Source organism: Allobosea sp. P2_A10 (assembly GCF_056405115.1).
The window spans coordinates 175,498-197,802 of the sequence record NZ_JBFUCS010000003.1 but is presented as its reverse complement, the minus strand read 5'-3'; the positions used below and the strand labels follow the sequence as shown (position 1 = coordinate 197,802).

The 22,305-nt window shown below is 66.2% G+C and carries 21 protein-coding genes and 1 tRNA gene; 17 read left to right on the top strand and 5 right to left on the bottom strand.

Annotated features, from left to right (window positions below; all coding sequences use genetic code 11):
* Nucleotides 1–57: 57 nt before the first annotated feature.
* Both metW and metX read right to left on the bottom strand, forming a co-directional pair.
* Nucleotides 58–681, bottom strand: coding sequence for a methionine biosynthesis protein MetW (metW, locus tag AC1DZY_RS06885; protein WP_476819345.1), 624 nt, complete (start codon nucleotides 679–681; stop codon nucleotides 58–60).
* A complete protein-coding gene (metX, locus tag AC1DZY_RS06880) occupies nucleotides 681–1,850 on the bottom strand; it encodes a homoserine O-acetyltransferase MetX (protein ID WP_476819344.1) in 1,170 nt (389 codons plus the stop codon). The genes metW and metX overlap by 1 nt, the downstream gene beginning before the upstream one ends.
* A 307-nt stretch (nucleotides 1,851–2,157) precedes the next feature.
* Between metX and AC1DZY_RS06875 the strand changes: the two genes are divergently transcribed.
* The 4 genes from AC1DZY_RS06875 to AC1DZY_RS06860 all read left to right on the top strand — a co-directional run bounded on the left by AC1DZY_RS06875 (nucleotide 2,158) and on the right by AC1DZY_RS06860 (nucleotide 5,216).
* Nucleotides 2,158–2,991, top strand: coding sequence for a chorismate mutase (locus AC1DZY_RS06875; protein WP_476819343.1), 834 nt, complete (start codon nucleotides 2,158–2,160; stop codon nucleotides 2,989–2,991).
* Between the two features lie 32 nt (nucleotides 2,992–3,023).
* A complete protein-coding gene (hisC, locus tag AC1DZY_RS06870) occupies nucleotides 3,024–4,130 on the top strand; it encodes a histidinol-phosphate transaminase (RefSeq protein WP_476819342.1) in 1,107 nt (368 codons plus the stop codon).
* Nucleotides 4,127–5,074, top strand: a complete 948-nt coding sequence (locus AC1DZY_RS06865; protein WP_476819341.1) for a prephenate/arogenate dehydrogenase family protein — start codon at nucleotides 4,127–4,129, stop codon at nucleotides 5,072–5,074. The genes hisC and AC1DZY_RS06865 overlap by 4 nt, the downstream gene beginning before the upstream one ends.
* A gap of 66 nt (nucleotides 5,075–5,140) precedes the next feature.
* Nucleotides 5,141–5,216: transfer RNA gene (locus AC1DZY_RS06860), tRNA-Thr, on the top strand.
* Nucleotides 5,217–5,648: 432 nt separating this feature from the next.
* Here AC1DZY_RS06860 and AC1DZY_RS06855 read toward each other — a convergent pair.
* Nucleotides 5,649–6,521, bottom strand: a complete 873-nt coding sequence (locus tag AC1DZY_RS06855; RefSeq protein WP_476819340.1) for a flagellar motor protein MotB — start codon at nucleotides 6,519–6,521, stop codon at nucleotides 5,649–5,651.
* Between the two features lie 28 nt (nucleotides 6,522–6,549).
* A complete protein-coding gene (motA, locus tag AC1DZY_RS06850; RefSeq protein ID WP_476819339.1) occupies nucleotides 6,550–7,407 on the bottom strand; it encodes a flagellar motor stator protein MotA in 858 nt (285 codons plus the stop codon).
* Nucleotides 7,408–7,728: 321 nt separating this feature from the next.
* On the opposite strand from motA, the gene AC1DZY_RS06845 reads away from it, so the two are divergent.
* The 10 genes from AC1DZY_RS06845 (at nucleotide 7,729) to AC1DZY_RS06800 (ending at nucleotide 18,560) form a co-directional block, all read left to right on the top strand.
* The gene (locus AC1DZY_RS06845) at nucleotides 7,729–8,442 is read left to right on the top strand and encodes a GntR family transcriptional regulator (protein WP_476819338.1); all 714 of its coding nucleotides are present in this window, start codon (nucleotides 7,729–7,731) and stop codon (nucleotides 8,440–8,442) included.
* A complete protein-coding gene (locus AC1DZY_RS06840) occupies nucleotides 8,439–9,539 on the top strand; it encodes an LLM class flavin-dependent oxidoreductase (protein ID WP_476819337.1) in 1,101 nt (366 codons plus the stop codon). The genes AC1DZY_RS06845 and AC1DZY_RS06840 overlap by 4 nt, the downstream gene beginning before the upstream one ends.
* Nucleotides 9,536–10,057, top strand: coding sequence for a flavin reductase family protein (locus tag AC1DZY_RS06835; RefSeq protein ID WP_476819336.1), 522 nt, complete (start codon nucleotides 9,536–9,538; stop codon nucleotides 10,055–10,057). Before AC1DZY_RS06840 ends, AC1DZY_RS06835 begins: the two co-directional genes overlap by 4 nt.
* A 4-nt stretch (nucleotides 10,058–10,061) precedes the next feature.
* Nucleotides 10,062–10,868 (top strand): HpcH/HpaI aldolase family protein, encoded by an 807-nt coding sequence (locus AC1DZY_RS06830; RefSeq protein ID WP_476819335.1) that lies wholly within the window; start codon nucleotides 10,062–10,064, stop codon nucleotides 10,866–10,868.
* A 41-nt stretch (nucleotides 10,869–10,909) separates the two neighbouring features.
* Nucleotides 10,910–12,289 (top strand): FAD-binding oxidoreductase, encoded by a 1,380-nt coding sequence (locus AC1DZY_RS06825; protein WP_476819334.1) that lies wholly within the window; start codon nucleotides 10,910–10,912, stop codon nucleotides 12,287–12,289.
* Nucleotides 12,290–12,354: 65 nt separating this feature from the next.
* Nucleotides 12,355–13,146 carry a cyclase family protein gene (locus AC1DZY_RS06820; RefSeq protein ID WP_476819333.1) on the top strand — a complete coding sequence of 264 codons (792 nt, stop codon included), beginning with the start codon at nucleotides 12,355–12,357 and terminating at the stop codon, nucleotides 13,144–13,146.
* 70 nt (nucleotides 13,147–13,216) lie between these two features.
* Nucleotides 13,217–14,761, top strand: coding sequence for an ABC transporter substrate-binding protein (locus AC1DZY_RS06815; protein ID WP_476819332.1), 1,545 nt, complete (start codon nucleotides 13,217–13,219; stop codon nucleotides 14,759–14,761).
* A gap of 21 nt (nucleotides 14,762–14,782) precedes the next feature.
* Nucleotides 14,783–15,811, top strand: a complete 1,029-nt coding sequence (locus AC1DZY_RS06810) for an ABC transporter permease (protein WP_476819331.1) — start codon at nucleotides 14,783–14,785, stop codon at nucleotides 15,809–15,811.
* Nucleotides 15,808–16,698 carry an ABC transporter permease gene (locus AC1DZY_RS06805; protein WP_476819330.1) on the top strand — a complete coding sequence of 297 codons (891 nt, stop codon included), beginning with the start codon at nucleotides 15,808–15,810 and terminating at the stop codon, nucleotides 16,696–16,698. Before AC1DZY_RS06810 ends, AC1DZY_RS06805 begins: the two co-directional genes overlap by 4 nt.
* Nucleotides 16,695–18,560 (top strand): dipeptide ABC transporter ATP-binding protein, encoded by a 1,866-nt coding sequence (locus tag AC1DZY_RS06800; protein ID WP_476819329.1) that lies wholly within the window; start codon nucleotides 16,695–16,697, stop codon nucleotides 18,558–18,560. Before AC1DZY_RS06805 ends, AC1DZY_RS06800 begins: the two co-directional genes overlap by 4 nt.
* A gap of 13 nt (nucleotides 18,561–18,573) precedes the next feature.
* Here the strand turns inward: AC1DZY_RS06800 and AC1DZY_RS06795 are convergent, their stop codons facing one another.
* Nucleotides 18,574–19,548 (bottom strand): dihydrodipicolinate synthase family protein, encoded by a 975-nt coding sequence (locus AC1DZY_RS06795; RefSeq protein ID WP_476819328.1) that lies wholly within the window; start codon nucleotides 19,546–19,548, stop codon nucleotides 18,574–18,576.
* Between the two features lie 180 nt (nucleotides 19,549–19,728).
* Between AC1DZY_RS06795 and AC1DZY_RS06790 the strand changes: the two genes are divergently transcribed.
* From AC1DZY_RS06790 to AC1DZY_RS06780, 3 genes are read left to right on the top strand one after another with little or no spacing between them, the layout of a single operon-like run.
* Nucleotides 19,729–20,508, top strand: coding sequence for a FadR/GntR family transcriptional regulator (locus AC1DZY_RS06790; RefSeq protein WP_476819327.1), 780 nt, complete (start codon nucleotides 19,729–19,731; stop codon nucleotides 20,506–20,508).
* Nucleotides 20,471–21,013, top strand: a complete 543-nt coding sequence (locus tag AC1DZY_RS06785; RefSeq protein WP_476819461.1) for a TRAP transporter small permease — start codon at nucleotides 20,471–20,473, stop codon at nucleotides 21,011–21,013. Before AC1DZY_RS06790 ends, AC1DZY_RS06785 begins: the two co-directional genes overlap by 38 nt.
* Nucleotides 21,010–22,293, top strand: coding sequence for a TRAP transporter large permease (locus AC1DZY_RS06780; RefSeq protein ID WP_476819326.1), 1,284 nt, complete (start codon nucleotides 21,010–21,012; stop codon nucleotides 22,291–22,293). The genes AC1DZY_RS06785 and AC1DZY_RS06780 overlap by 4 nt, the downstream gene beginning before the upstream one ends.
* The last annotated feature ends 12 nt before the right edge of the window (nucleotides 22,294–22,305 follow it).

The window sequence follows — 22,305 nt, the reverse complement described above, 5'->3', positions numbered from 1 at the left end:
CTGCCCTCATCCGTCACGGCTTCGCCGCGCCACCTTCTCCCCCGAGGGGAGAAGGGTTCACCCGCGTTTCAGCAAAAACACCGCCTGCGCGCCAAACAGGTTCCAGAACCACCAGGGCGCGCTGACGCCGACCTTGCCGCCGGCGGCGTCGAGCGCGACCGCGCGCTCCTTTTCCGCGCCGATCGCGTCGCAGAGCGTGACGAAATCGCGGATCGTGCAGAAATGGATGTTGGGCGTGTCCCACCAGGCATAGGGCAGGGAGTCGGTTACCGGCATCCGGCCCATGAAGAACACCTGTGAACGCATTCGCCAATGCCCGAAATTCGGGAAGGAGACGATGGCGCGCCGACCGATCCTGAGCATCTGCTCCAGCACCAGGCGGGGATTGCGCGTCGCCTGGATGGTCTGGGACAGAATGACGTAATCGAACGAGTCGTCGGGATAGTCGCCGAGGTCGGTATCGGCGTCGCCCTGTATCACGGAGAGACCGCGCGCGACGCAGCCCGCCACGCCCTCGCGCGAGAGTTCGATGCCGCGCGCATCGACATTGCGGGTCTCCGCCAGCAGCGCCAGCAACTGCCCGTCGCCGCAGCCGACATCGAGCACGCGCGAGCCAGGCGTCACCATCTCGGCGACAAGTTTCAGGTCGATGCGGTTGTTCTGGAAATCGGGAAGGGTCATCAGATCCCCCGCGCCCGCGCCGCAGCACCCAAAAACCCACGCGTCGTCGCAAACAGGTTCGGCTCCTCCAGCAGGAAGGCGTCATGGCCCTTGTCGCTCTCCAGCTCGACGAAGGAGACCGACGCGCCCGCCGCGTTCAGCGCATGCACGATGGCGCGGGAATCGGCTGTCGGAAACAGCCAGTCGGAGGTGAACGACGCCACGCAGAAGCGCGTCTTGGTTCCTGCGAACGCCTTTGCCAGCACGCCGTCATGGTCGGCGGCGAGGTCGAAATAATCCATTGCGCGCGTGACGTAGAGATAGGAGTTGGCGTCGAAGCGCTCGACGAAGGAGACTCCCTGGTGACGCAGATAGCTCTCGACCTGAAAATCCGCGTCGAAGGAGAAGGTCGGCGCCTCCCGGTCCTGCAGCTTGCGGCCGAACTTCCGGTGCAGCGCCGGCTCCGAGAGATAGGTGATGTGCGCGCCCATGCGCGCGACCGACAGGCCCTTCGAGGGCCGCGTGCCCTCTTCGAGATAGCGCCCGCCGCGCCAGTCGGGATCGGCCATCACCGCCTGCCGGCCGACCTCGTGGAAGGCGATGTTCTGGGCCGAATGCTTCGCGCCGGTCGCCAGCGGCAGCGCCGAGAACACGCGCTCGGGGTAGCTCGCCGCCCATTGCAGCACCTGCATGCCGCCCATCGAGCCGCCGGCGACGCAGAACAGGCTCTCGATGCCGAGCGCATCCATAAGGTGCCGTTGCGCCCGCACCATGTCGCGGATCGTCACCATCGGGAATGACAGGCCCCAGGGCTTGCCCGTCTCCGGGTTGGTCGAGGCCGGCCCGGTCGTGCCGGTGCAGCCGCCGACGACATTGGCGCAGATCACGAAGAAGCGGTCGGTGTCGATCGGCTTGCCCGGCCCGATCATCGCCGTCCACCAGCCGCCCTTGCCGGTGATCGGGTTGCGGTTGGCGAGATGCTGATCGCCGGTCAGCGCGTGGCAGACCAGCACGGCGTTCGAGCGGGACGCATTCAATTCGCCATAAGTCTGGTAGGCGATCTGCCAATGGTCGAGCGCAACGCCGCAATCCATCAGCAGCGGCGTGTCCGGGCCAAACCGCGCAACCAGGCTGGAGGGCTCGTTGGCCTCCTGCAGCGGGTCGGCGAGGCCAGGAGAGAGATCGCTCATCATCGTCCGCTTTGACAGCTATGATTTGTCTTGCCGGTCGGCTTGTTCGGAAAATCGAACTTGATCGTTGCCGCGACCACGCGCGCCTGTCAACGCGCGGATGCGTGAGTGCGCCTTTGCCAATGTTCGCTCCCAGCGCTAAGAGCCTAGCCAACCCTCAGCCCTCATCCTGAGGAGCGCTCCGCAGGAGCGCGTCTCGAAGAATGCTCCAGTCCGCTCAGGCGCTATCTGGAGCATCCTTCGAGACGCCGCTTTCGCGGCTCCTCAGGATGAGGGCTGTGAAGGGTGCAACGCAGTCCGACCGATCATGACCGAAGCCGCTCCCACGACCCTTGCCGATCTGCGCGCCGAGATCGACCGCATCGACAGCGAGATGCATGCGCTGCTGATGGAGCGCTCCTCGATCATCGAGACGCTGATCGCGGTCAAGAAGACGCAGGTCTCGGGCTCGGCCTTCCGGCCCGGCCGCGAGGCCGACATGATGAAGCGCCTCGCTTTGCGCCACAAAGGTCTGCTGCCGCTCGACACGATCGAGGGCATCTGGCGCATCATCATCGCGACCTTCACCTTCGTGCAGGCGAACTACGCGGTTCATGCCGACGTCTCGGGCGGCGATGCGGCAATGCGCGATTCCGCCCGCTTCCATTTCGGCTTCACCGTCCCCTTCGTCACCCATGAGGACGCTCGCGCGGTCATCGCGGCGGTGGCGGATTCTGCCGGCGATCTCGGCATCTTCCGCATGGATCAGGGCGCCAGCGCCGGCATCTGGTGGCGCGACCTGATCGGTCCCGACAGTCCCAAGATCATCGCGCGGCTGCCCTTCATCGAGCGGCCAGGCCATCCTGCCGGCACACCGGTCTACTGCATCGCCAAGCCTTTGGCCGACGCCGCCGTGCGCGAGATCGTGCTCTATGCCGCCCGCGTCGAGCGCTGGTCGGAAGCCTTGCGCTCGGGTCTCGCCCAGCATCTCGCCGAGGTCTCGGCCAGTGCGGCTGATGGCTCGCATCTGTCGCTGCTGGTTGCCGCCTCGGGCGAGGTCGACCACGCCGTCATCCGCAAGGCGCTGGAGCCGGCGGGCCTGAGCGATTTCAACGAAGTCGGCAGCCACGCCGCCCGGTTCGCCGTCAAATCCGTCCGCTGATCATCAAGCCGTCTCTCGCAAGGTTCTCCGCCATGTCCATCGCGACCCGCCCAGTCCCGCGTCCCGGCGTCCTCGACATCGAGGCCTACATCCCCGGCAAATCGGCCGCGCCTGCCGGCGTGAAGCTGCACAAGCTCTCGTCCAACGAGACCCCGCTCGGGCCGAGCCCGAAGGCGGTCGCGGCTTATGGCTCGATCGCCGGCAAGCTCGAACTCTACCCCGACGGCTCCTCGACCAAGCTGCGCGAGGCGATCGCCGGGTGTTACGGCCTCGATGCCGGCCGCATCATGTGCGGCACCGGCTCCGACGAACTGCTCCAGATGATCACCAAGGCCTATCTCGGCGACGGCGACGAAGGGGTTTTCACGCAGCACGGCTTCCTCGTCTACAAGATCGCGATCCTGGCCGCCGGCGCCAAGCCCGTCATCGTGCCGGAGACGAATTTCACCGCCGATGTCGATGCGATCCTGAAGGCGGTCACGCCACGCACGAAAATCGTCTTTTTGGCCAACCCCAACAACCCGACCGGCACCTATCTGCCCTTCGACGAGGTCAAGCGCCTGCATGCGGGGCTGCCCTCCAGCGTCCTGCTGGTGCTGGACGCGGCCTATGCCGAATATGTCCGCCGCAACGACTATGCGTCTGGCCTCGAACTCGTCGCCGAGAGCGAGAACGTCGTGATGACCCGCACATTCTCGAAAATCTACGGTCTGGCGAATTTGCGCCTCGGCTGGCTCTATGGGCCTGCCCATGTCGTCGATGCGCTTGAGCGCATTCGCGGGCCGTTCAACGTCAACGGCGCGGCGATCGAGGCGGGCTCCGCCGCCATTGCCGACGAGGCCCATGTCGCCGCCGCCATCGAGCACAACGACAGATGGCTGGTCTGGACCACGACCGAACTCGAAAAGCTCGGCCTGACCGTGACGCCTTCGGTCGGCAACTTCATCCTGATCCATTTCCCGGCGACGCCCGGCAGGACGGCGAAGGAAGCCGACGCCTTCCTGACCCAGCGCGGGCTGATCCTGCGCGGCGTCGGCGCCTATGGCCTGCCGGATTGCCTGCGCCTGACCATCGGTTCGGAGGAGGCCAATCGCCTCGTCGTCGCGGCACTCGCGGACTTCCTGGCTGGCAAGCCGTGACGGCTGCGACCGTCAGCTTTGCTGCTCCGCGCGTGGAGCCGATCTTCAGCCGCCTGGCCATCATCGGCATCGGGCTGATCGGCTCCTCGATCGCCCATGCGGCCAAGGATCTGAACCTCGCGGCTACGATCGCGCTGTTCGATCGCGACGGGGACGTGCGAATCCGCGCCCGCGAACTCGGCCTCGGCCATGAGGTCGCGGAGACGGCTGCCGACGCCGTCCGCGAGGCCGATCACATCATCCTGTGCGTGCCGGTCGGGGCCTGCGGCGAGGTCGCAGCCGAGATCGCGGCCAGCCTGAAGCCGGGTGCGATCCTGTCCGATGTCGGCTCGGTCAAGACATCGGTGGTCGATGCGGTGACGCGGCATCTGCCCGAAGGCGTGCATTTCGTGCCGGCCCATCCTGTTGCCGGCACCGAGAACTCCGGCCCAGATGCAGGTTTCGCCAGCCTCTTTCTCGACCGCTGGTGCATCCTGACCCCGCCCGATGGTACCGACGAGGCGGCCATCGCCGGGACCCAGCAGTTCTGGGAGGGCATGGCCGCGATCGTCGAGATCATGACGCCGCAGCACCACGACCTGGTGCTCGCCGTCACCAGCCATCTGCCGCATCTGATCGCCTACAACATCGTCGGCACGGCCGAGGATCTGGCGGCGGTGACGCAGTCGGAGGTGATCAAGTTCTCAGCCGGCGGCTTTCGTGACTTCACCCGCATCGCGGCCAGTGATCCGACGATGTGGCGCGACGTTTTCCTGCACAACAAGGATGCGGTGCTGGAGATGCTCGGCCGCTTCAGCGAGGACCTCTCGGTGCTGACCCGGGCGATCCGTTTCGGCGACGGGGAAACCCTGCACAGGCACTTCACCCGGACGCGTGCGATCCGGCGCGGCATCGTCGCGCTGGGCCAGGAAAAGCCCGAGACCGAAAAGCTCAGGAAATCGTAACCTCGCGGTGGCAGACCAGATCTCGCCTTGTCAAGAATCGGGCAGGCTGGTAGAGCCTGCCGCGTCGCCGCTTTAGCTCAGCTGGTAGAGCACCTCATTCGTAATGAGGGGGTCGGGGGTTCGAATCCCTCAAGCGGCACCACTCCCACATTCCGAGACGTCCGCAACCGCCCCAAAAAAGGGCGGTTTTTTGTTGGTTTTGGCCTCGTTTTCCTCTTTTGCGTCCGAAGCGGTTCGTTGCCAGTGATTGACAGTCACGCAGATTGTTGGCCTGGCCAACAGGGTCAATAACGCGAGGCCGACACAGGCCGCGCTCCGATGTAGCGATCCGTGGGCAGCCCAAGGACAGGTCGGCGTTGTCTAACGGACCGGTGGCAGTCCAAGCCGCGTATCGCTCATCAGCGATTGTGGGGATGTCAGCATCTCAGACTCGACTTCAGTATCGGTGGCGGAAGTCGGCCCGTTGCTGATATTGCGAGGATCTGCTCTTGGGCGATGCAATGAGATCGGCAGCCGCGCGGCCGCGCTGAGCTCGATCTCAAACGGGCTCTGAAGCGGCCGAGGCGCCTTGTTGTCAGGGAAAGACTCCCGGGGGCAGCGGCGGCGGCTCATTGAGCAGCGTGATCGTCACCCGTCGGTTCGGCGCGAGGTATGGATCATCGAGGAAGACCGGCTCGGTATCGGCGCGTCCCACCACGGAGGTGAAGCGGTCGTTGGGGAACCCGGCGCCCGACAGGATCTCGCGCACGGCGAGCGCGCGCCCGGAGGTGAGCCTCCAGGGCTCGACGGCCCCCACCGAGCCCGGGCGCGCGGCGGCCGTATGGCCGGTGACAGACAGGCGGTTGGGCAGGCGGCGCAGGGTGGGCGCGAGCACCTCCAGCACGCGACGGGTGCGTTCGTAGGGGGCAACCGAGCCCTCGGAGAACATGGAGCGGCCGTCCTGGTCCACGAGGGAAACGTCCAACCCCTCCTTGGTCGGCTCGATCACGATGTTGCGCGACAGCTCGGCAATGTCGGGCATCTTCTGGAGCGCCTGCCGGATGCTGGCTATGGCGCTGTAGTTGGCCTGCTCGTCGGCAGCCGAACGATTGACCTCGCGGTCGCTGGCGCGGCCCGGTTTGGTCCGGCCCGCTCCGTCCTCCTGCTTGCTGGCGCCCTTCGCCGTGTCGCGGGGCGCCGAGGACCTGCCGCCCGACGTGTCCAGGGCGGTGCCCCACAGCATGCCGCCGGAGCCACTGTTGCTGGGACTCAAAGCCGCCGGCGCGAAGTATTCCGCCAGGCCGATCTTCTGCTCCTGCGTCGTCATGCTGATCAGCCACATCAGCAGAAAGAACGCCATCATGGCGGTCACGAAGTCCGCATAGGCGATCTTCCAGGCCCCGCCATGATGCGCATGAGCGGCCTTCTTGACCTTCTTGATGATGATCGGCTGGAGGGGCTTGTCCATCGGGTCCCTACTGGAGATTGGGTGGGATCTAGGCGGGCAGAGCGGCGGTCGCCGCTTCCACTTCGTTGAAGGTCGGGCGGACGTCGCTCATCAGAGCTTTGCGGGCAAATTCCACCGCCATCACCGGCGGCAGGCCGCTGATATGGGCGAGGAGACCGGCCTTGAGCGAAAGGTAGTATTTGGATTCCGCCTCGAAGGTGCTCTTGAGCGACGCCGCCATGGGCGCGAAGAAGCCGTAGGCGACGAAGACGCCGAAGAAGGTGCCGACGAGCGCGCCGCCGATCAGATGCCCCAGTACCTCCGGCGGCTCTTTGATCGCCCCCATCGTCTTGATCACGCCGAGCACGGCGGCGACGATGCCGAGCGCCGGTGTTCCGTCGGCGAGCGACTGCATGGCCCCGACGATACGCTCCTGCTCCTGGTGGTGCGTCTCCAGTTCCTCGTCCATGAGAGCGTCGATCTGGTGGACGTTGTTGGCGCCCAGCGACAGCATGCGCATGTAGTCGCAGACGAACTCGACCGCATGATGGTTCGCTGCAAAAGTCGGGAAGGCGTTGAACAGCGTCGATTCGCTCGGATTTTCAATGTGCGGCTCGACCGCGAGCATGCCCTTCTGCTTCACGAGCTTGTACAATGAATACTGCATCCCGAGCAGTTCGACATAGCACTCCTGCTTGTACTTGGAGCCTTTCACGATCGTGCCGAGCATGGCGGGCACGGCCTTGAGCACCGGCCCGGGGTTGCCGATGACGAAGGCGCCGATCGCTGCACCCAGGATGATCACAAACTCGAACGGCTGCCAAAGCACCTCGAGGTGGCCGCCCATAGCCGCGTAGCTGCCGAAGACGCAGACGAAGACGATGATTGAGCCGACGATCAGCCGCATGGTTTGCCACCCTTGCGCCGCAGCAGGTACAGCCCGCGCGAAGCCACTACTGGTTCAACAAATTAACGATCGGGGTTAAGGGCGAGTTTACAGCCATGGGCCCGCAGGTTTGTCAGCGTCGTCCTCTGGCCACCGCTTTGAAGCTTGGGTCGGCAGAGTAGGCCCAAGGGGAGGAAACCGGCGTGCTATGAGTCGCCGCCAATCCCGCTGATCGGCGTGCGTCGTGACGTTCGATGGGGGCGACGCAATTGACTCACCCTCACGATCGCAATAACCGTATTCAGAATGCGGAATGTAGACATCCCCAGCGCTGGAGACGACATGGCCGGGAGCCTGCGCCATCTGCCGCGTCGCGACAGCCTCAGCGAGCGCATCTATCTCGATCTCAGGGCGCGACTGCAGCGCTGCGAGATCGATCCCGACCGCAAGCTCGTCGATCTGGAGATCGCCGCCGGCTATGGCACCTCGCGCATGCCGGCCCGCGAGGCGCTGCTGCGCCTGACCAATGAGGGCTATCTCGTCGGCACGACGCGCGGCTTCGTCACGCCCAGGCTGAGCCTCGACGACATCCGCGACATCTTCGAGGTCCGCAAGCTGCTCGAGCCACGCGCCGCCGCCGACGCGGCGCGCGACCTGACACCCGCCGCGCAAACGCGCCTAACCGCGGCGATCGAGGAGGCCCGCGCCGCCTTGGCCAGCGACGACATCGAGCGGTTGATCCTCGCCAACATCGCCTTTCGCGGCGCCTGGCTCGGCGCGGTGAAAAACCAGCGCCTCGCCGACACCATCGCCCGCTTCGTCGATCATGTGCAGACCGTGCGGCTCGGCACGCTCGCCGATCCCACGACGCGCGCCGTCGTCGCGCAGGGGCTGGAAGGGCTCTACCTCGCCTTCCGGAACCGGGATCCTGACGCGGCCTGCCGCCACATGGCCGGTTTCATGGCCGATGCCGAACAGGCCTTCTTCGGCGTGCGCAAGGCCGAGCTCGATCGTGAGCGGGCCAACGCGGTCAACAGCGGACCGGTCAGGGCATGATGGCTGTGAAACCCCACCCGCTGAAGGGCCATAACCGTTTCAAGCTCGGCATTTTCTCCAGCAATGCCGATGGCGGTCTGGCCATCACCGATGTGCCCGAGCGCTGGCGCGCCAGCTGGGACGACAATCTCAACGCGGCGGGGATCGCCGACAGGGCCGGGCTCGAATTCCTGCTGCCGATCGCGCGCTGGCGCGGCTTTGGCGGCAGGAACCGCGTGCGCGAGCATTCCTTCGAGACCTTCACCTGGGCGGCGGGGCTGGCCGGTGCGACCCGGCAGATCGGCCTGTTCATGACCGTGCATGTACCGCTGGTGCATCCGGTCTATGCCGCCAAGGCGCTGGCGACCGTCGACCACATCAGCAACGGCCGCGCCGGCCTGAACATCGTCTGCGGCTGGAATCCCGACGAGTTCGCCATGTTCGGCGTCAAGCTCGGCGACGACGCCTATGGCCGGGCGCGCGAATGGATCGAGATCGTCGAACGTTGCTACGGCACGCTTCAGCCCTTCGATTATGAGGGCGCCTATTACACGCTCAAAGGCGTGGTCAGCCGGCCAGCCAGCGTGCAGGCGCCGCGCCCGGTTACGATGAACGCCGCCTTCGGGCCGCCCGGGCGCGACTTCGCCGCGAGCCATTGCGACTACCTGTTCTCGACCTTCGCCGAGCTCGAAGACGGCAAGAAGCACATCGCCGACATTCGCGAACGCTCGGCCAAGGTCGGGCGCGATGTCGGCATCTACACGGTCTGCCACGTCGTCTGCCGCGAAACGCAGGCCGAGGCCGAGGACTACTACGCGAAATACGCGGTCACGCAGGCCGATCACGCCGCCGTCGATTATCACATGGCCTCCAAGAAGGAGTTCGCCAACTCGCATGACCCCGACGCCTTCGACCGTTACCGCAAGCGCTTCGCGGGCGGCGCGGGTTCCTTCCCGCTGATCGGCACGCCCGAACGCATCGTCGAAACGCTGTCGGCGATCTCGGCGCAGGGCTATGCAGGAGCGGCGCTGAGCTTCGTCAACTATACCTATGAACTGCCGTTCTTCTGCGACCGCGTGCTGCCGCTGATGAAGCAGGCCGGGCTGCGCATCACATGAGCGCGGTTGTCGCCTCGGCGCCAAAACCTCGCGCCTCCGGCGTCGCCTTTCGTCAGGGCATGCGCGCCTTGCCCGGCGCGGTCACGGTGGTCGCCGCCAACGGCGCGACCGGCGAGCCGATCGGCCTGACGGCGACCGCCGTCTCCTCGCTCTCGGTCGATCCGCCCTCGCTGCTCGTCTGCGTCAACCGCGGCTCGTCGATCGCTGCGGCGCTGGTCGTCGGCGCGCATTTCTCGGTCAACCTGCTCGCGGCCGGACAGCAGGATGTGGCGGATGCCTTTGGCGGTCTGCGCGTCGCCCGGGGCGTGGCGCGTTTTTCCTATGGCGGCTGGTTTCGTGGGGAAAGCGAAGTGCCGCTGCTTGCTGGCGCCAACGTCTCCTTCGAATGCGTCGTCGCGCAGGTCACCGACTGGGCGACGCATCACATCGTCATCGGCGAGGTCGTCGACGTGCATGTCGCCGCGGCGCCGGCCGCGCCCCTGATCTATCATGACGGGCAATACAGGAGCATTGGCTGACGCCATGTTCGATCCCCGCCGCGCCACGCTGCGTTACAAGCTCGCCACAGGACGCTGCCTCGGCGTCGCCTGGCTCTCGCTGGGATCGGCCGCGATGGTCGAGATCGCGGCGCGCTCGAAACCCGACGCCATCGTCATCGACCTGCAGCACGGCCTTTGGGAGCGGCGCGAGCTCGAGGCCGCCATCGGCCTCGTCCCGCCTGAAATCCCGGTCATCGTCCGCACTGCCGAGAACACCGCCTACGCCATCGGCATGGCGCTCGACGCCGGCGCGGAAGGCATCATGGTGCCCCTCGTCGAGACCGCCAAACAGGCGCGCAAGGCGGTCTCCTTCGCGAAATATCCTCCCCATGGCGAGCGCTCGGGCGGCGGCTTGCGGCCGCTGGCGGACTTCGTCGACTATGTCGAGGGCTCCGACAGGATCGTCGTCATGGTGATGATCGAAACCGCCAGGGGCGTCGCCAATGCGGCCGGGATCGCAGCGGTCGATGGCGTGGACATGGTCTTCATCGGCACCGGCGATCTGGCGTTGTCGATCGGCACTTTCCCGGCGATGCATCACGACCATTCCGTCGCCTGTGCGCAGATACACCGCGCCTGCAAGGCGGCCTGGACGCCCTGCGGCGTGTTCACACCGAACCTCGACCTTGCGAAGATGCGCCGCACCCAGGGCTACCGACTCGTCGTCACCATCAACGACATCGACCTGCTGGCTCGCGGCTTTAATCAGGCCAGCACGGGCTTTGCAGCATCGCCGCCAGCGGCCACGCTCGTGAACGCCGACGCCCCCCACACCATGATCGAGGACTAGGCGATGGCGGGATCGTTCACATGCCGCTTCGAGGCGCGAACATGACCGCCGCAATCGAGGCCCTGCTGGCCGAACTCGGCACAGATTGCGTGAAGCTCGGCGACGACATCCCGGCGCGCAACCAGCAGGACGCCTACAAGGCGACGCCGACACGACCCGCCGCACTGCTGCTGCCGCGCACCGTCGAGCAGGTGTCCGCCGCCCTGCGCATCTGCCACGCCCATGGCCAGCCCGTCGCTCCGCAAGGCGGCATGACGGGCCTGGCCTGGGCAGCCCATCCAGACGAAAGGGAGGTCGCGCTCTCGCTCGAACGGATGAGCGGCGTCGAGGAGATCGACCGCGATGCAGGTACCTTGACGGCGCTCGCCGGCACGCCGCTTCTCGTCGTGCAGAACGCCGCCGAGGGGGCGGGCTTCCTTTGCGGCATCGACCTCGGCGCGCGCGGCTCCTGCACCATCGGCGGCAACGTCGCGACAAATGCCGGCGGCAATCAGGTGCTGCGCTACGGCATGACCCGGCGCAACGTGCTGGGGCTGGAGGTCGTCTTGCCGGACGGGCGGATCGTCCGTTCGCTCAACAAGATGCTGAAGAACAATTCCGGCTACGACTGGACGCAGTTTTTCATCGGCTCCGAGGGCACGCTCGGCATCGTCACGCGCGTGGTCATCGGCTTGCACCCGCGTCCGATCGCAATCGAGTCCGCGCTCGTCGCGGTACCCTCGACCGAGGCTGCGATCGCGCTGCTGCGCGCGGCCGGCCGCAGCCTGCCCGGTGGCCTGCTGGTGTTCGAGGCGATGTGGCGCGATTTCCTCGACGTCGCAATCGATCGGATCGGCCTGCCGCGCCCGTTCGGGGAGAGTCACGCCATCGCCGTCCTGATCGAGACGCCCGGCGATGGCACGGCGGCCGGCCGCGAGCGTTTCGAGAACTTCCTTGCCGACCAGATTGAGGCCGGTGTCGCCAGCGATGCGCTGATCGCCCAATCGGGGCAGGATCGCGCCCGCTTCTGGGCCTATCGCGAAACCCCCTATGAATACGCTAAGCTCTTCCCGCCCGGCGCGAATTTCGACGTCTCGGTCCCGATCGGCGCGATCGGGGTGGGCGTGAGCGAGATCAAGGCCGATCTCGACGCGCTCTGGCCCGATCTGACCCATGTCTTCTTCGGCCATCTCGCCGATTCCAATCTCCATCTGATTGTCGCGGGCGAGAGCATGGACGCCGACGCCCGGCACGAGATCGAGCGGCTGGTCTATGGCCACGTCGCGCGCTTGAATGGCTCGATTTCTGCAGAGCACGGCGTCGGTCGCAGCAAGCGCGAATATCTGCCGATGACCCGCAGCGCAGCGGAGATCGACCTGATGCGGACGATCAAGGCAGCACTCGACCCGGCCGGTATCCTCAATCCCGGCAGGATTTTCTAGGAACAGGATCCTGCGAAGTCCGCGGATGATCCGGCAGCGATACGGACAGGGAAGGCGCACTGACGATGGGCAAGGACACTCTCAGCAAATTCGCCAAGGCGCTCGTCAAGCAGAAGATCCGCGTCGTCGACCTGACGCAGTCGCTCCAGCCCTCGACGCCGGTCATCCAGCTCCCGCCGCCTTTCGCCCCGACCAAGCCGTTCGAGAGCGCGCTGATCTCGCGTTACGACGAGAAGGGGCCGGCCTGGTACTGGAACGATTTCGCCTGCGGCGAGCACACCGGCACCCATTTCGACGCGCCGGTGCACTGGGTCACCGGCAAGGATCTGGAGGATGGGGCGACCGACACGATCGACCCGCAGCGCTTCGTCGCGCCGGCCTGCGTCATCGATGTCTCCAGGGAATGCGCCAAGGACGAGCGCTTCCTGCTCACGCCAAAGCGGATACTCGCCTGGGAAAAGGAACACGGCAAAATCCCCGCGGGCACCTGGGTGCTGATGCGCTCGGACTGGTCCAAGCGCAGCGACCCGGCGCTGTTTTTGAACATGAAGGAGGACGGCCCGCATGTGCCCGGCCCCAATGCCGACGCCGTGCGCTTCCTCGTCGAGGAGCGCGACGTCAATGGCTGGGGCGTCGAGGCTGTCGGCACCGATGCCGGACAGGCCTTCTCGTTCGAGCCGCCATTTCCGGCTCACGCGCTGATGCATGGCGCCAACAAGCTCGGCCTCGCCAGCCTGTGCAATCTCGACCTGCTGCCGCCGACGGGCGCCGTGCTCATTGCAGCCCCGCTGAAGATCGTCGGTGGCTCGGGCAGCCCGCTTCGGGTGCTTGCGCTGGTTTCCGACGAGCAGGACTGAACGCTTTCGACTGAACGCCTTCGACTGACGCTTTCGCCAACCACGACATAAGGGTGATGGAGCCATGGCCATGATCGATCGTCGCATGATGATGCAGCTCGGCGCCGGCGCGAGCGCGCTTGCCGCTCTCGGGGTTCCCGGAAAGGTTCTGGCCCAGGCCGCCGCCAAGGGCCAGCTCACCATCGCCTATCCGGCCGACGTGCCGACCTGGGATCCGAATGCGCGCACGCTCGCCGTCGGGCAATCGCTCTACAAGATGGTCTTCGACCAGCCGCTGACGCAAAATCCCGACGTCACGGTCAAGCCGGCGCTGATCACCAGCTACGCCTTCACCGACCCGACGACGCTGGTTCTCGATTTCCGCTCGGACGTGGTCTTCCATGACGGCTCGCCGATGACGGCGGCGGATTTCCGCTACAGCTTCTTCGAGCGGCCGCGTGCGCCCGTTCCGGAAGGCGGCCGCAGGCTCGACACCAGCTTCATCTGGCGCAGGGTGACCGATATCGTCGTCGAAAGCCCGACGCGGGCGGTGATGAAATTCAGCGAGCCGATGCCATCCGCGATTCCGTGGCTGTATTTCCTCTGCAGCTTCGTCGTGCCCAAGGCCTATCTGGAGCGCGTCGGCCTTGCCGAATTCACCGCCAAGCCGATCGGCAGCGGCCCCTACAAGCTGGTCGAGTATCAGCAGAACGCCCGCATCGTGCTGGAGGCGAACGAGCGCTACTGGGACGGCAAGCCGGCGATCCCGCGCGTCACCATCGAGCTTGTGCGCGATCCGACTGCCCGCGTCGCGGCGTTCGAGAGCCGGCGCGCCGATATCGCGGTGGACGTGCCGATCCGCGAGGCGCAGCGGCTCGGCACGCAGCCGGGCGTGAGCGCGCGGCTCGACCCCATCACCGACATTGCACTGCTTCAGGTTAGCAAGAACGGCGGTTTCGGCGACGACCGGGCGCGGCTTGCAGCCCATCACGCCATCGACAAGGAAGCGATCTCGAAGGCGCTCTATGGCGGCGCCGCGACGACGATCTCGGTGCCCGCCGCACGCAATACGCCGGGTTACCCGCCGGGCTATGAGTTCGCCTTCAGCGTCGAGAAGGCGCAAAGCCTGCTGCGCGAACTCGGCCACGGCCCGCAGAACCCGCTCGCGATCAAGTTCGCCTCGACCAACGGCGTCTTCCCGAACGATTTCGAGATGGCGCGCGCCATCGTGCAGATGTGGAAACGCGTCGGCATCAACGCCGAACTGGAATCGATCGAGCTCTCGACCTATCAGGACCGCCTGCGCGCCGGCACCCTGCCGGAAGCGACCCTGTATTCATGGGGCAATGCGACCGGCGATCCGGAGATGTATGGCGGCTTCCTGCTCGATCCGAAGTCGATCTTCTCGGCCTTCAAATCCGACGAGCTCGCACCGAAGATCCAGCCACTGCTCTCCGAGATCGACAACGCCAAACGTCTGCAGGGCTATCGCGACGCCCATAAATTCGCAGCCGAGCGCGGCTTCACCATTCCCCTGATCCAGACGGTCAAGACCATCGTCCATCGCAACGACGTCCAGATCGTCAAATACGACAATGGCTGGGTGCTGCCGCAGACCTATTCGTTCAAGGTCTGAGCGGGTCGTCGCCGTAAGCAGATGGGTTTTCTCGCATTCCAGCTCCTGATCAGGCGTGCGCTGCTGGCGCTGCCGATCCTGCTCTGCGTCTCCGTGCTGGTCTTCGTGATCCTGCGGCTGCTGCCGTCGGACCCCGTCGCGATGTCGCTGCCGCCGGGCGCCAGCGCGGCCGACTACGACAAGCTCAAACAGGCCTTCGGGCTCGACCGCTCATTGCCCGAGCAATACGGCATCTGGCTGTCGCATCTCCTGCGCGGCGATCTCGGCGGCTCGATCTTCTTTCGTCGCCCCGTGGCCGAACTCGTCGGCCGCGCCTTGCCGGCGACATTGGAGCTGGTCACCGCGGGGCTCTTGATCGGCATCCTGACCGGTCTCTCCGGGGGGCTCGCGATGTTTGCGCTGCGCGGCCGACTTGGCGAACAGCTTCTCGATGCCGCGACGACGGTGATGATGGCGATCCCGGAATTCCTCTGGGCGATCCTGCTGATCCTGTTCCTCGGCGTCAGCCTGCAGTTCCTGCCCTTCATCGGCCGGCTTTCGCCCGAGCTGCAATTGCCGCCGACCGCGACCGGCTTCCTGCTGGTCGACTGCCTGATCGCCGGCCGTTTCGACGCCTTCCGCAGTGCGCTCGTTCATCTCGTCTTGCCGGCGACCGCTCTGGCGATCGGCCTGGCGCCGCTGGTGATGCGGGTTCTGCGCTCGTCGCTGCTCGAGACGATCCAGGACGACTACGTCACGCAGGCGCGGCTGCGCGGTGTCGCCGAAGCGCGCATCGTCGTGCGCCACGCTCTGCCGAATGCGGCGCTGCCGACGATCAGCCTGATCGGCGTGCAGGGCGGCTTCATGTTCGGCGGCACTGTGCTGATCGAGCTGATTTTCGCCTATCCCGGTCTCGGGAACCTGATGATCGACGCGGTGCGCAACCACGATCTGCCGCTGATACAGGGCGTCGCGCTGATCTATTGCGTGCTGGTGCTCGCCATCAACGCGCTGGTCGATGTCGCCTATCTCGCAGTCAATCCGAAGCTCAGGCTGGGCACGGCGCGATGACCGCCCGCCTGTCCCCGCGAGCCCGCGCCGCATTGCAGCGTTGCCTGACCGACCCGCGCGTCCTGATCGGCGGCACGCTTGCATTGCTGCTTCTCGCAACGGCGCTGTTCGCGCCCTGGATCGCGCCAAACGATCCTCAAGAGCAGGATCTGCTCGCGACGCTGTTGCCCCCGATGTGGCTCCCGCAGGGCAATCCGCAATATCCGCTCGGCACCGACACGCTCGGGCGCTGCATCGCCTCGCGCCTGATTTTCGGGGCCCGTATCGCGCTTTATGTCGCGGTCGTTGCGGCCAGCGGCGCGATGCTGCTCGGTACCGTGCTCGCCATCGTCGCAGCCTATTTCGGTGGCTGGATCGACTGGCTGATCAGCCGCGCCGTCGATATCTGGATGGCGTTTCCGCCGGTCGTGCTGGCGCTGATCCTGCTCGTCGGCCTGGGCGCCGGCGTCAACAAGGTCATCCTGGCGATCGTGCTGATCGACTGGACCCGCTTCTGCCGCGTCATCCGTTCCGAGGCGCTGGTGGTGATGACGCGCGACTACATCGCCGCCGCGCGGCTGTCGGGTTTCGGGCATGTCCAGATCATGCTGAAGGAGGTGCTGCCCGCCGTCGCGCCGCTGATCATCACGGTGCTCTCGATCGAGATGGGCATCGCCGTCATCGTCGAGGCGATCATGTCCTTCGTCGGGCTCTCGGTCGAGCCGGATGTGGCCGCCTGGGGCGTGATGATCGCCGATGCCCGCCAGACCATGCATCAGGCGCCATGGGGCGTGATCATGCCGGTCGGCGCGATCTTCCTGACCGTGCTCGCCTTCAACCTGCTCGGCGACGGCCTGCGCCGCTCGCTCGACGCGAGGCTCGTTTTGAACCGGGGCGAGGGGCGATGACGCTGACCGCGCGCGGCCTGACGGTTTCAGCCAAGCTCGGCGGACGCACCGTCGAGGTGCTGCGCGATCTCGATTTCACGGTCGCGCCCGGCAAGGTGCTCGGCCTTGTCGGCGAGTCGGGCGCGGGCAAGAGCATGATCGGGCGCGTGCTGGCGCGCACCCTGCCGCCGGGCTTCGCGATCAGCAGCGGCGGGCTCGATTTCGCCGGCGAAGATCTTGCGCAGGTGTCGCAGCCGTCACTGCGCCGGCTGCTCGGCGATCGCATCGCTTTTATTCCGCAGGAGCCGTTGAGCGCGCTCAACCCGCTGCTGACGATCGAGGCGCAATTCGGCGAGCATCTCGCACGCTTGCGCATCCCGGCGGCGCGGCGCCGCGCCCGCATGATCGCGGCGCTGGCCGAGGTGCGGCTGCCCGATCCCGATACGCTGCTCTCGCGCTATCCGTTCCAGCTTTCGGGAGGCATGTGCCAGCGCGTGCTGATCGCCATGGCCTTCGTCAGCGAGCCGGCTCTGGTCGTCGCCGACGAGCCGACGACGGCGCTCGACGTCTCGACCCAGGCGACGATCGTTCAGATCATCCGCCGCCTGCAACGCGACCACGACACGGCGCTGCTGTTCATCACGCATGATCTGCGCCTGGCAGCCCGCATCTGCGACGACATTCTCGTGCTTTATGCCGGCGAGGTCGTCGAGCGCGGACCTGCGCGCGTGATCGCTAGTGCGCCGCGTCACCCCTATACCCGCGCTTTGCAGGCGGCCAATCCACCGATCGACGGAGCGCCGCATCGGCTTGTGACCTTGCCCGAGCAGATGCCGGGGCTCGCCGCCTTCGCCAACCTGACCGGCTGCCGGTTCGCGCCGCGCTGTCGGACGCGCGATCCGCTTTGCCTTGCCGCGACTCCGCCCCTGCGCGAGATCGCGCCCGGCCATGCCGTACGCTGCACGGAACGTTGCGAAGCGGTCGTGGCAGCCGAATTGCCGACCTCGCCGATGCCTATGCGTGCCGCCACCGACGGCGCGCCCGTGCTCGTGGTCGAGGGTTTGCAAAAGACCTATCCGGGCCGGCGCGATTGGCTTGGCCGGCGCGAGCCGGGGACCGCCGCCGTGAAGGGGATCGACCTCACCGTTCGGCCCGGCGAATTCGTCGGCGTCGTCGGCGAATCGGGTTCCGGAAAGTCGACGCTGGCGCGCCTGATCATGGGGCTGGAACCGCCCAGCGCCGGCCGGATCATGGTCGACGGCCAGGACGTAACGGCCGGAGGCGGCGCTGCGCGAACGATCCGCCTCGGCGCGCTGCAAATGGTCTTCCAGGATCCGCAATCGGCGCTCAATCCGAGGCGGCCGGTCGAGCGGCTGGTGACGCAGACGCTGGAGGCCAGGGGAGCAAGCGCCGGGGTCGCCGAGCGCCTGCAACGCGCTCGCGAATTGCTGGCAGAGACGGGCCTGCCGCCGGAACTGATCGACCGCTACCCGGCTCAGCTCTCGGGCGGGCAGAAGCAGCGCGTCAACATAGCCCGCGCGCTCTGCATCACGCCGCGCCTTCTGGTCGCCGACGAGATCGTCTCCGGGCTCGACGTCTCGGTGCAGGCGCAGATCCTGAACCTGCTGCTCGATTTGCGCAGCGAACGCGGGATCGGCCTCGTCTTCATCTCCCATGATCTCGCGGTGGTGCGCTATCTCTGCTCGCGGCTGATCGTGATGCGCCATGGCGAGGTGGTCGAGGAGGGCGCGACGGAGGCCGTATTCGCCGCTCCGCGGCATGCCTACACCCGCGCCCTGCTCGCCGCCGCGCCCCCCGACGATTTCGACAAGCCGTGGCCGCCGGAGGCCGCCGCGTTGGAGGCGATCGGCGCGGGGTTGTGATGGGGCCGCGCCGTCAGCCTGGAAATTCGCGCCGCAGGCTTTCCCAGCGCCGGCCGGTCTCGCGACCGCCTTCGAGATGCCCTTCAGGCGCGAAGATGTAGGGCGGACGTGGCGGCCCTGTCCTGACCAGCCCCGAGCCCTCGATGCGGGCATGGGCGATGGGAATATTGTAGTCGATGAAGTTCTCCAGCTTGCCGCCGGGGAACATCGGGGCCTGCGCCCAGGCCATCCGCGCCGAGATCGCTTCCGCCGCGACCCAGTCCTGCGCCGCGACCGCTTTTGCCAGCGCCGCCAGCGGCTCGGGGCCATCGGCGGCGTTCCCCGACCAGCAGGCCAAGGCCTCGTCCGGGAATTGTTTCGCGAGAGCGCACCATTGCGTGTCGAGCGGCAGGATGCGCATGCGGCCCCCGACGGCGTGCAGGTCGTCGGCGATGGCTGGCCCGCCGATGTGCTTCGTGCCGATAATCGCGGGGTTGCGGCTCAGTTCGGCATAGGTTTCGGTGGTGATCTTGGCCTTGAAGGCGAACTGGTTGTCGTAAACGATGAAGGGTACGCCCGGCAGGGCCTCGGCGAGATCGGCGTAGTAGCGCACGATCGCCTGCGGATCGAGCGACATCCACATCGGCCGGCCCAGAAACAGACCGTCCGCCCCCACCTCGATCAGGCTGCGCGCCCTTGCGATCGTTTCGCGGGTGTTGAGCGTCGTGACGCCTGCGAAGAGCAGGCCGCGCCCCTGCATTGTCTGCACGATGCAGTCGGTAAAGTCGCGATGCTCATGGGCCAGCAGGCTCGCCCCTTCGCCCAGGCTGCCATTGGTCAACAGGATGCGCACGCCGCCTTCGACCACGAGCGAAGCCATCCTTGCGGTCTCATCGAGTGCGACGGAATTTTCGCAGGACCAGTGGTCGGCATCGGGCGTGGAAGGGGTCGGCACCATGCCGAGCACGCCGGTCAGGTCGGCAGGCGCAAGCTTCGGCAGGACAGGCATGCTCGTGGTCCTCGACAGGGCCTGGGCGGCGGATTGGGTTCCATCCTGTCCGCTGCAGGGATCGATGCGCAAGCGCGTCAGGGACATGCACCGCATGACGATGCTGACGACAGCGTCGCGCCGCATTTTACGCATCGCAAACCATATTGCCATCCAATCATGTGATGATATGATTTTTGGATGAGCCGCCCCTCCAGCCTCCACGATGTTCTGGTCGACCGGATCGGCCGGATGGTCGTCGGCGGGCAATTGGGCAGCATGGGCGTGCTGCCGCGCGAGGACGAACTCGCGCAGGTTTTCTCCGTCAGCCGCACCGTCATCCGGGAGGTGACGAAAACACTGCAGGCGCTGGGCCTGGTCGTCACCCGTCCGCGCATCGGCTCGCGGCTTCAGCCGGTGGCGAACTGGCGGCTGCTCGATCCGCAGGTGATGGACTGGATCACCGATGCCGACATGGCCAGCGGGTTCGAGCGCGATCTCCTCGAAATCCGCAGCATGATCGAGCCTGCAGCCGCCGCCTTCGCCGCCGAACGGGGTTCGCAGACGCAGATCGAAACGATCGCCGCCGCGCTGGACGCAATGGCGAGCGCGCCGGACAGGGCAGGGCACGAGGCTGCCGATCTGCGCTTCCACGAGGCGATCCTCGAAGCCTCCGGCAATCTTCTGCTCGTCCAGCTCAAACCGATTCTGCACGGCGTGCTGAAGGCGTCGTTTCGCTTGTCGATGCATGATCGCGAGCGTTGGCGGGCTTCGGTCGCGATCCACAGGCAAGTATCGGACGCCATCGGGTCCCGCTCTCCCGAGCGGGCGCGCGAGACGATGTCGCGATTGCTGACGATCGCGCGGTCCGATATCGAACGCGGTGCGGGCCGCCATCATGACGATAATTCGACAACAAGAAACGCACAGGAAACGCATCATGATCAGCAAGGCCGAAAGGTGGGTCTTACGCGCGCTTGAAGTGGTCCTCGTCACTCTCCTCGCGGGGATGGTGGTGATGGTCTTCGGCAATGTCGTGCTGCGCTACGCCTTCAATTCCGGCATCGACGTGTCGGAGGAGCTGTCGCGCTATTTCTTCGTCTGGCTGACCTATATCGGCGCGGTCGTCGTCATGCGCGAGAACGGGCATCTCGGCGTCGATACGTTCGTCGGCACGCTCGGCGACCGCGGCCGGCGCATCTGCATGATCCTGAGCGACCTGATCGTCTTCGTCTGCAGCCTGATGCTGCTCGAGGGCACTTGGAAACAGCAGGAGATCAACGCCAGCATGGTCGCGCCGGTCACCGGCATCAGCATGGCCTATGTCTACAACGTGCTCTACTTCGCCGGCATCGGCATCGGCGTGATCACGCTGGCCCGGCTCTACCGCGCGCTGACCAGCCAGCTCGGACCCCATGAGCTCGCCGAATTCGTCGGCGACTACAGCGCCAGCCCCTCGCACGACCTGAAGGGGCACCTGGAATGACCGTCACCATCTTCCTGGTCTCGCTCTGCGGAGCGATGGCGTTGGGCATGCCGATCGCCTTTGCGCTGATCGTCTGCGCGGTCTGCCTGATGTTCTGGCTCGGCGTCTACGACACCCAGATCATCGCGCAAAACATGGTCATCGGGGCGGACTCGTTCCAGCTGCTGGCGATCCCGTTCTTCCTGCTCGCCGGTGAGCTGATGAATGCCGGCGGCCTGTCGAAACGCATCGTCAATTTCGCGCTGTCGCTGGTCGGCCATCTCCATGGCGGCCTCGGCTATGTCGCGATCTTCGCGGCGATCATCATGGCCTCGCTGTCTGGCTCGGCCGCGGCCGACACGGCGGCGCTCGCCTCGATCCTGCTGCCGATGATGCGCAGCGCCGGCTATGATGTCGGCCGCTCGGCCGGGCTGATCGCGTCGGGCGGCATCATCGCGCCGATCATCCCGCCCTCGATCGGCTTCATCGTCTTCGGCGTCGCCGCCAATCTCTCGATTACCCGGCTGTTCCTCGCCGGCGTCTTTCCCGGGCTTCTGATCGGGCTTTCGCTGGTGATCGCCTGGTGGATCGTCGCCCGCAAGGACAAGGTCACGGTGCTGCCGCGCAAGACCGGCGCCGAGCGCTTGCAGGCGACCTGGGACGGCTCGCTTGCCTTGCTGATGCCGATCGCGATCCTCGGCGGCATCCGCTTCGGCATCGTCACGCCGACGGAAGCAGCCGTCGTCGCGACCGTCTACGCACTGATCGTCGGCATGTTCGTCTATCGCGAGCTCAAGGTCCGCGACCTCTACAAGGTGACCCTGCTCGCCGCCAAGACGACGAGCGCGGTGATGCTGCTCGTCGCCGCCGCCGTCGTCTCGGCCTGGCTGATCACGCAGGCGAACATCCCGGCCGAGTTGTCGGTGATTCTCGAGCCCTTCATGGGCAACAAGACGATCCTGATGATCATCATCATGCTGCTCGTCATGGTCGTCGGCACGGCGCTCGACTTCACGCCGACGGTGCTGATCCTGACGCCGGTCCTGATGCCGATCGTCAAGCAGGCCGGCATCGACCCGATCTATTTCGGCGTGCTGTTCATCATCAACAACGCCATCGGCCTGATCACGCCGCCGGTCGGCATCGTGCTCAACGTCGTCTGCGGCGTCGCGCGCGTGCCGATGAGCGCGGTGATGAAAGGTGTCTGGCCGTTCTTCATCGCGCAATCGCTCGCGATGTTCCTGCTCGTGCTGTTTCCGCAGCTCGTGATGGTGCCGCTCGCCTGGCTGAGCGGACGCTGATTTTCAAGAAGA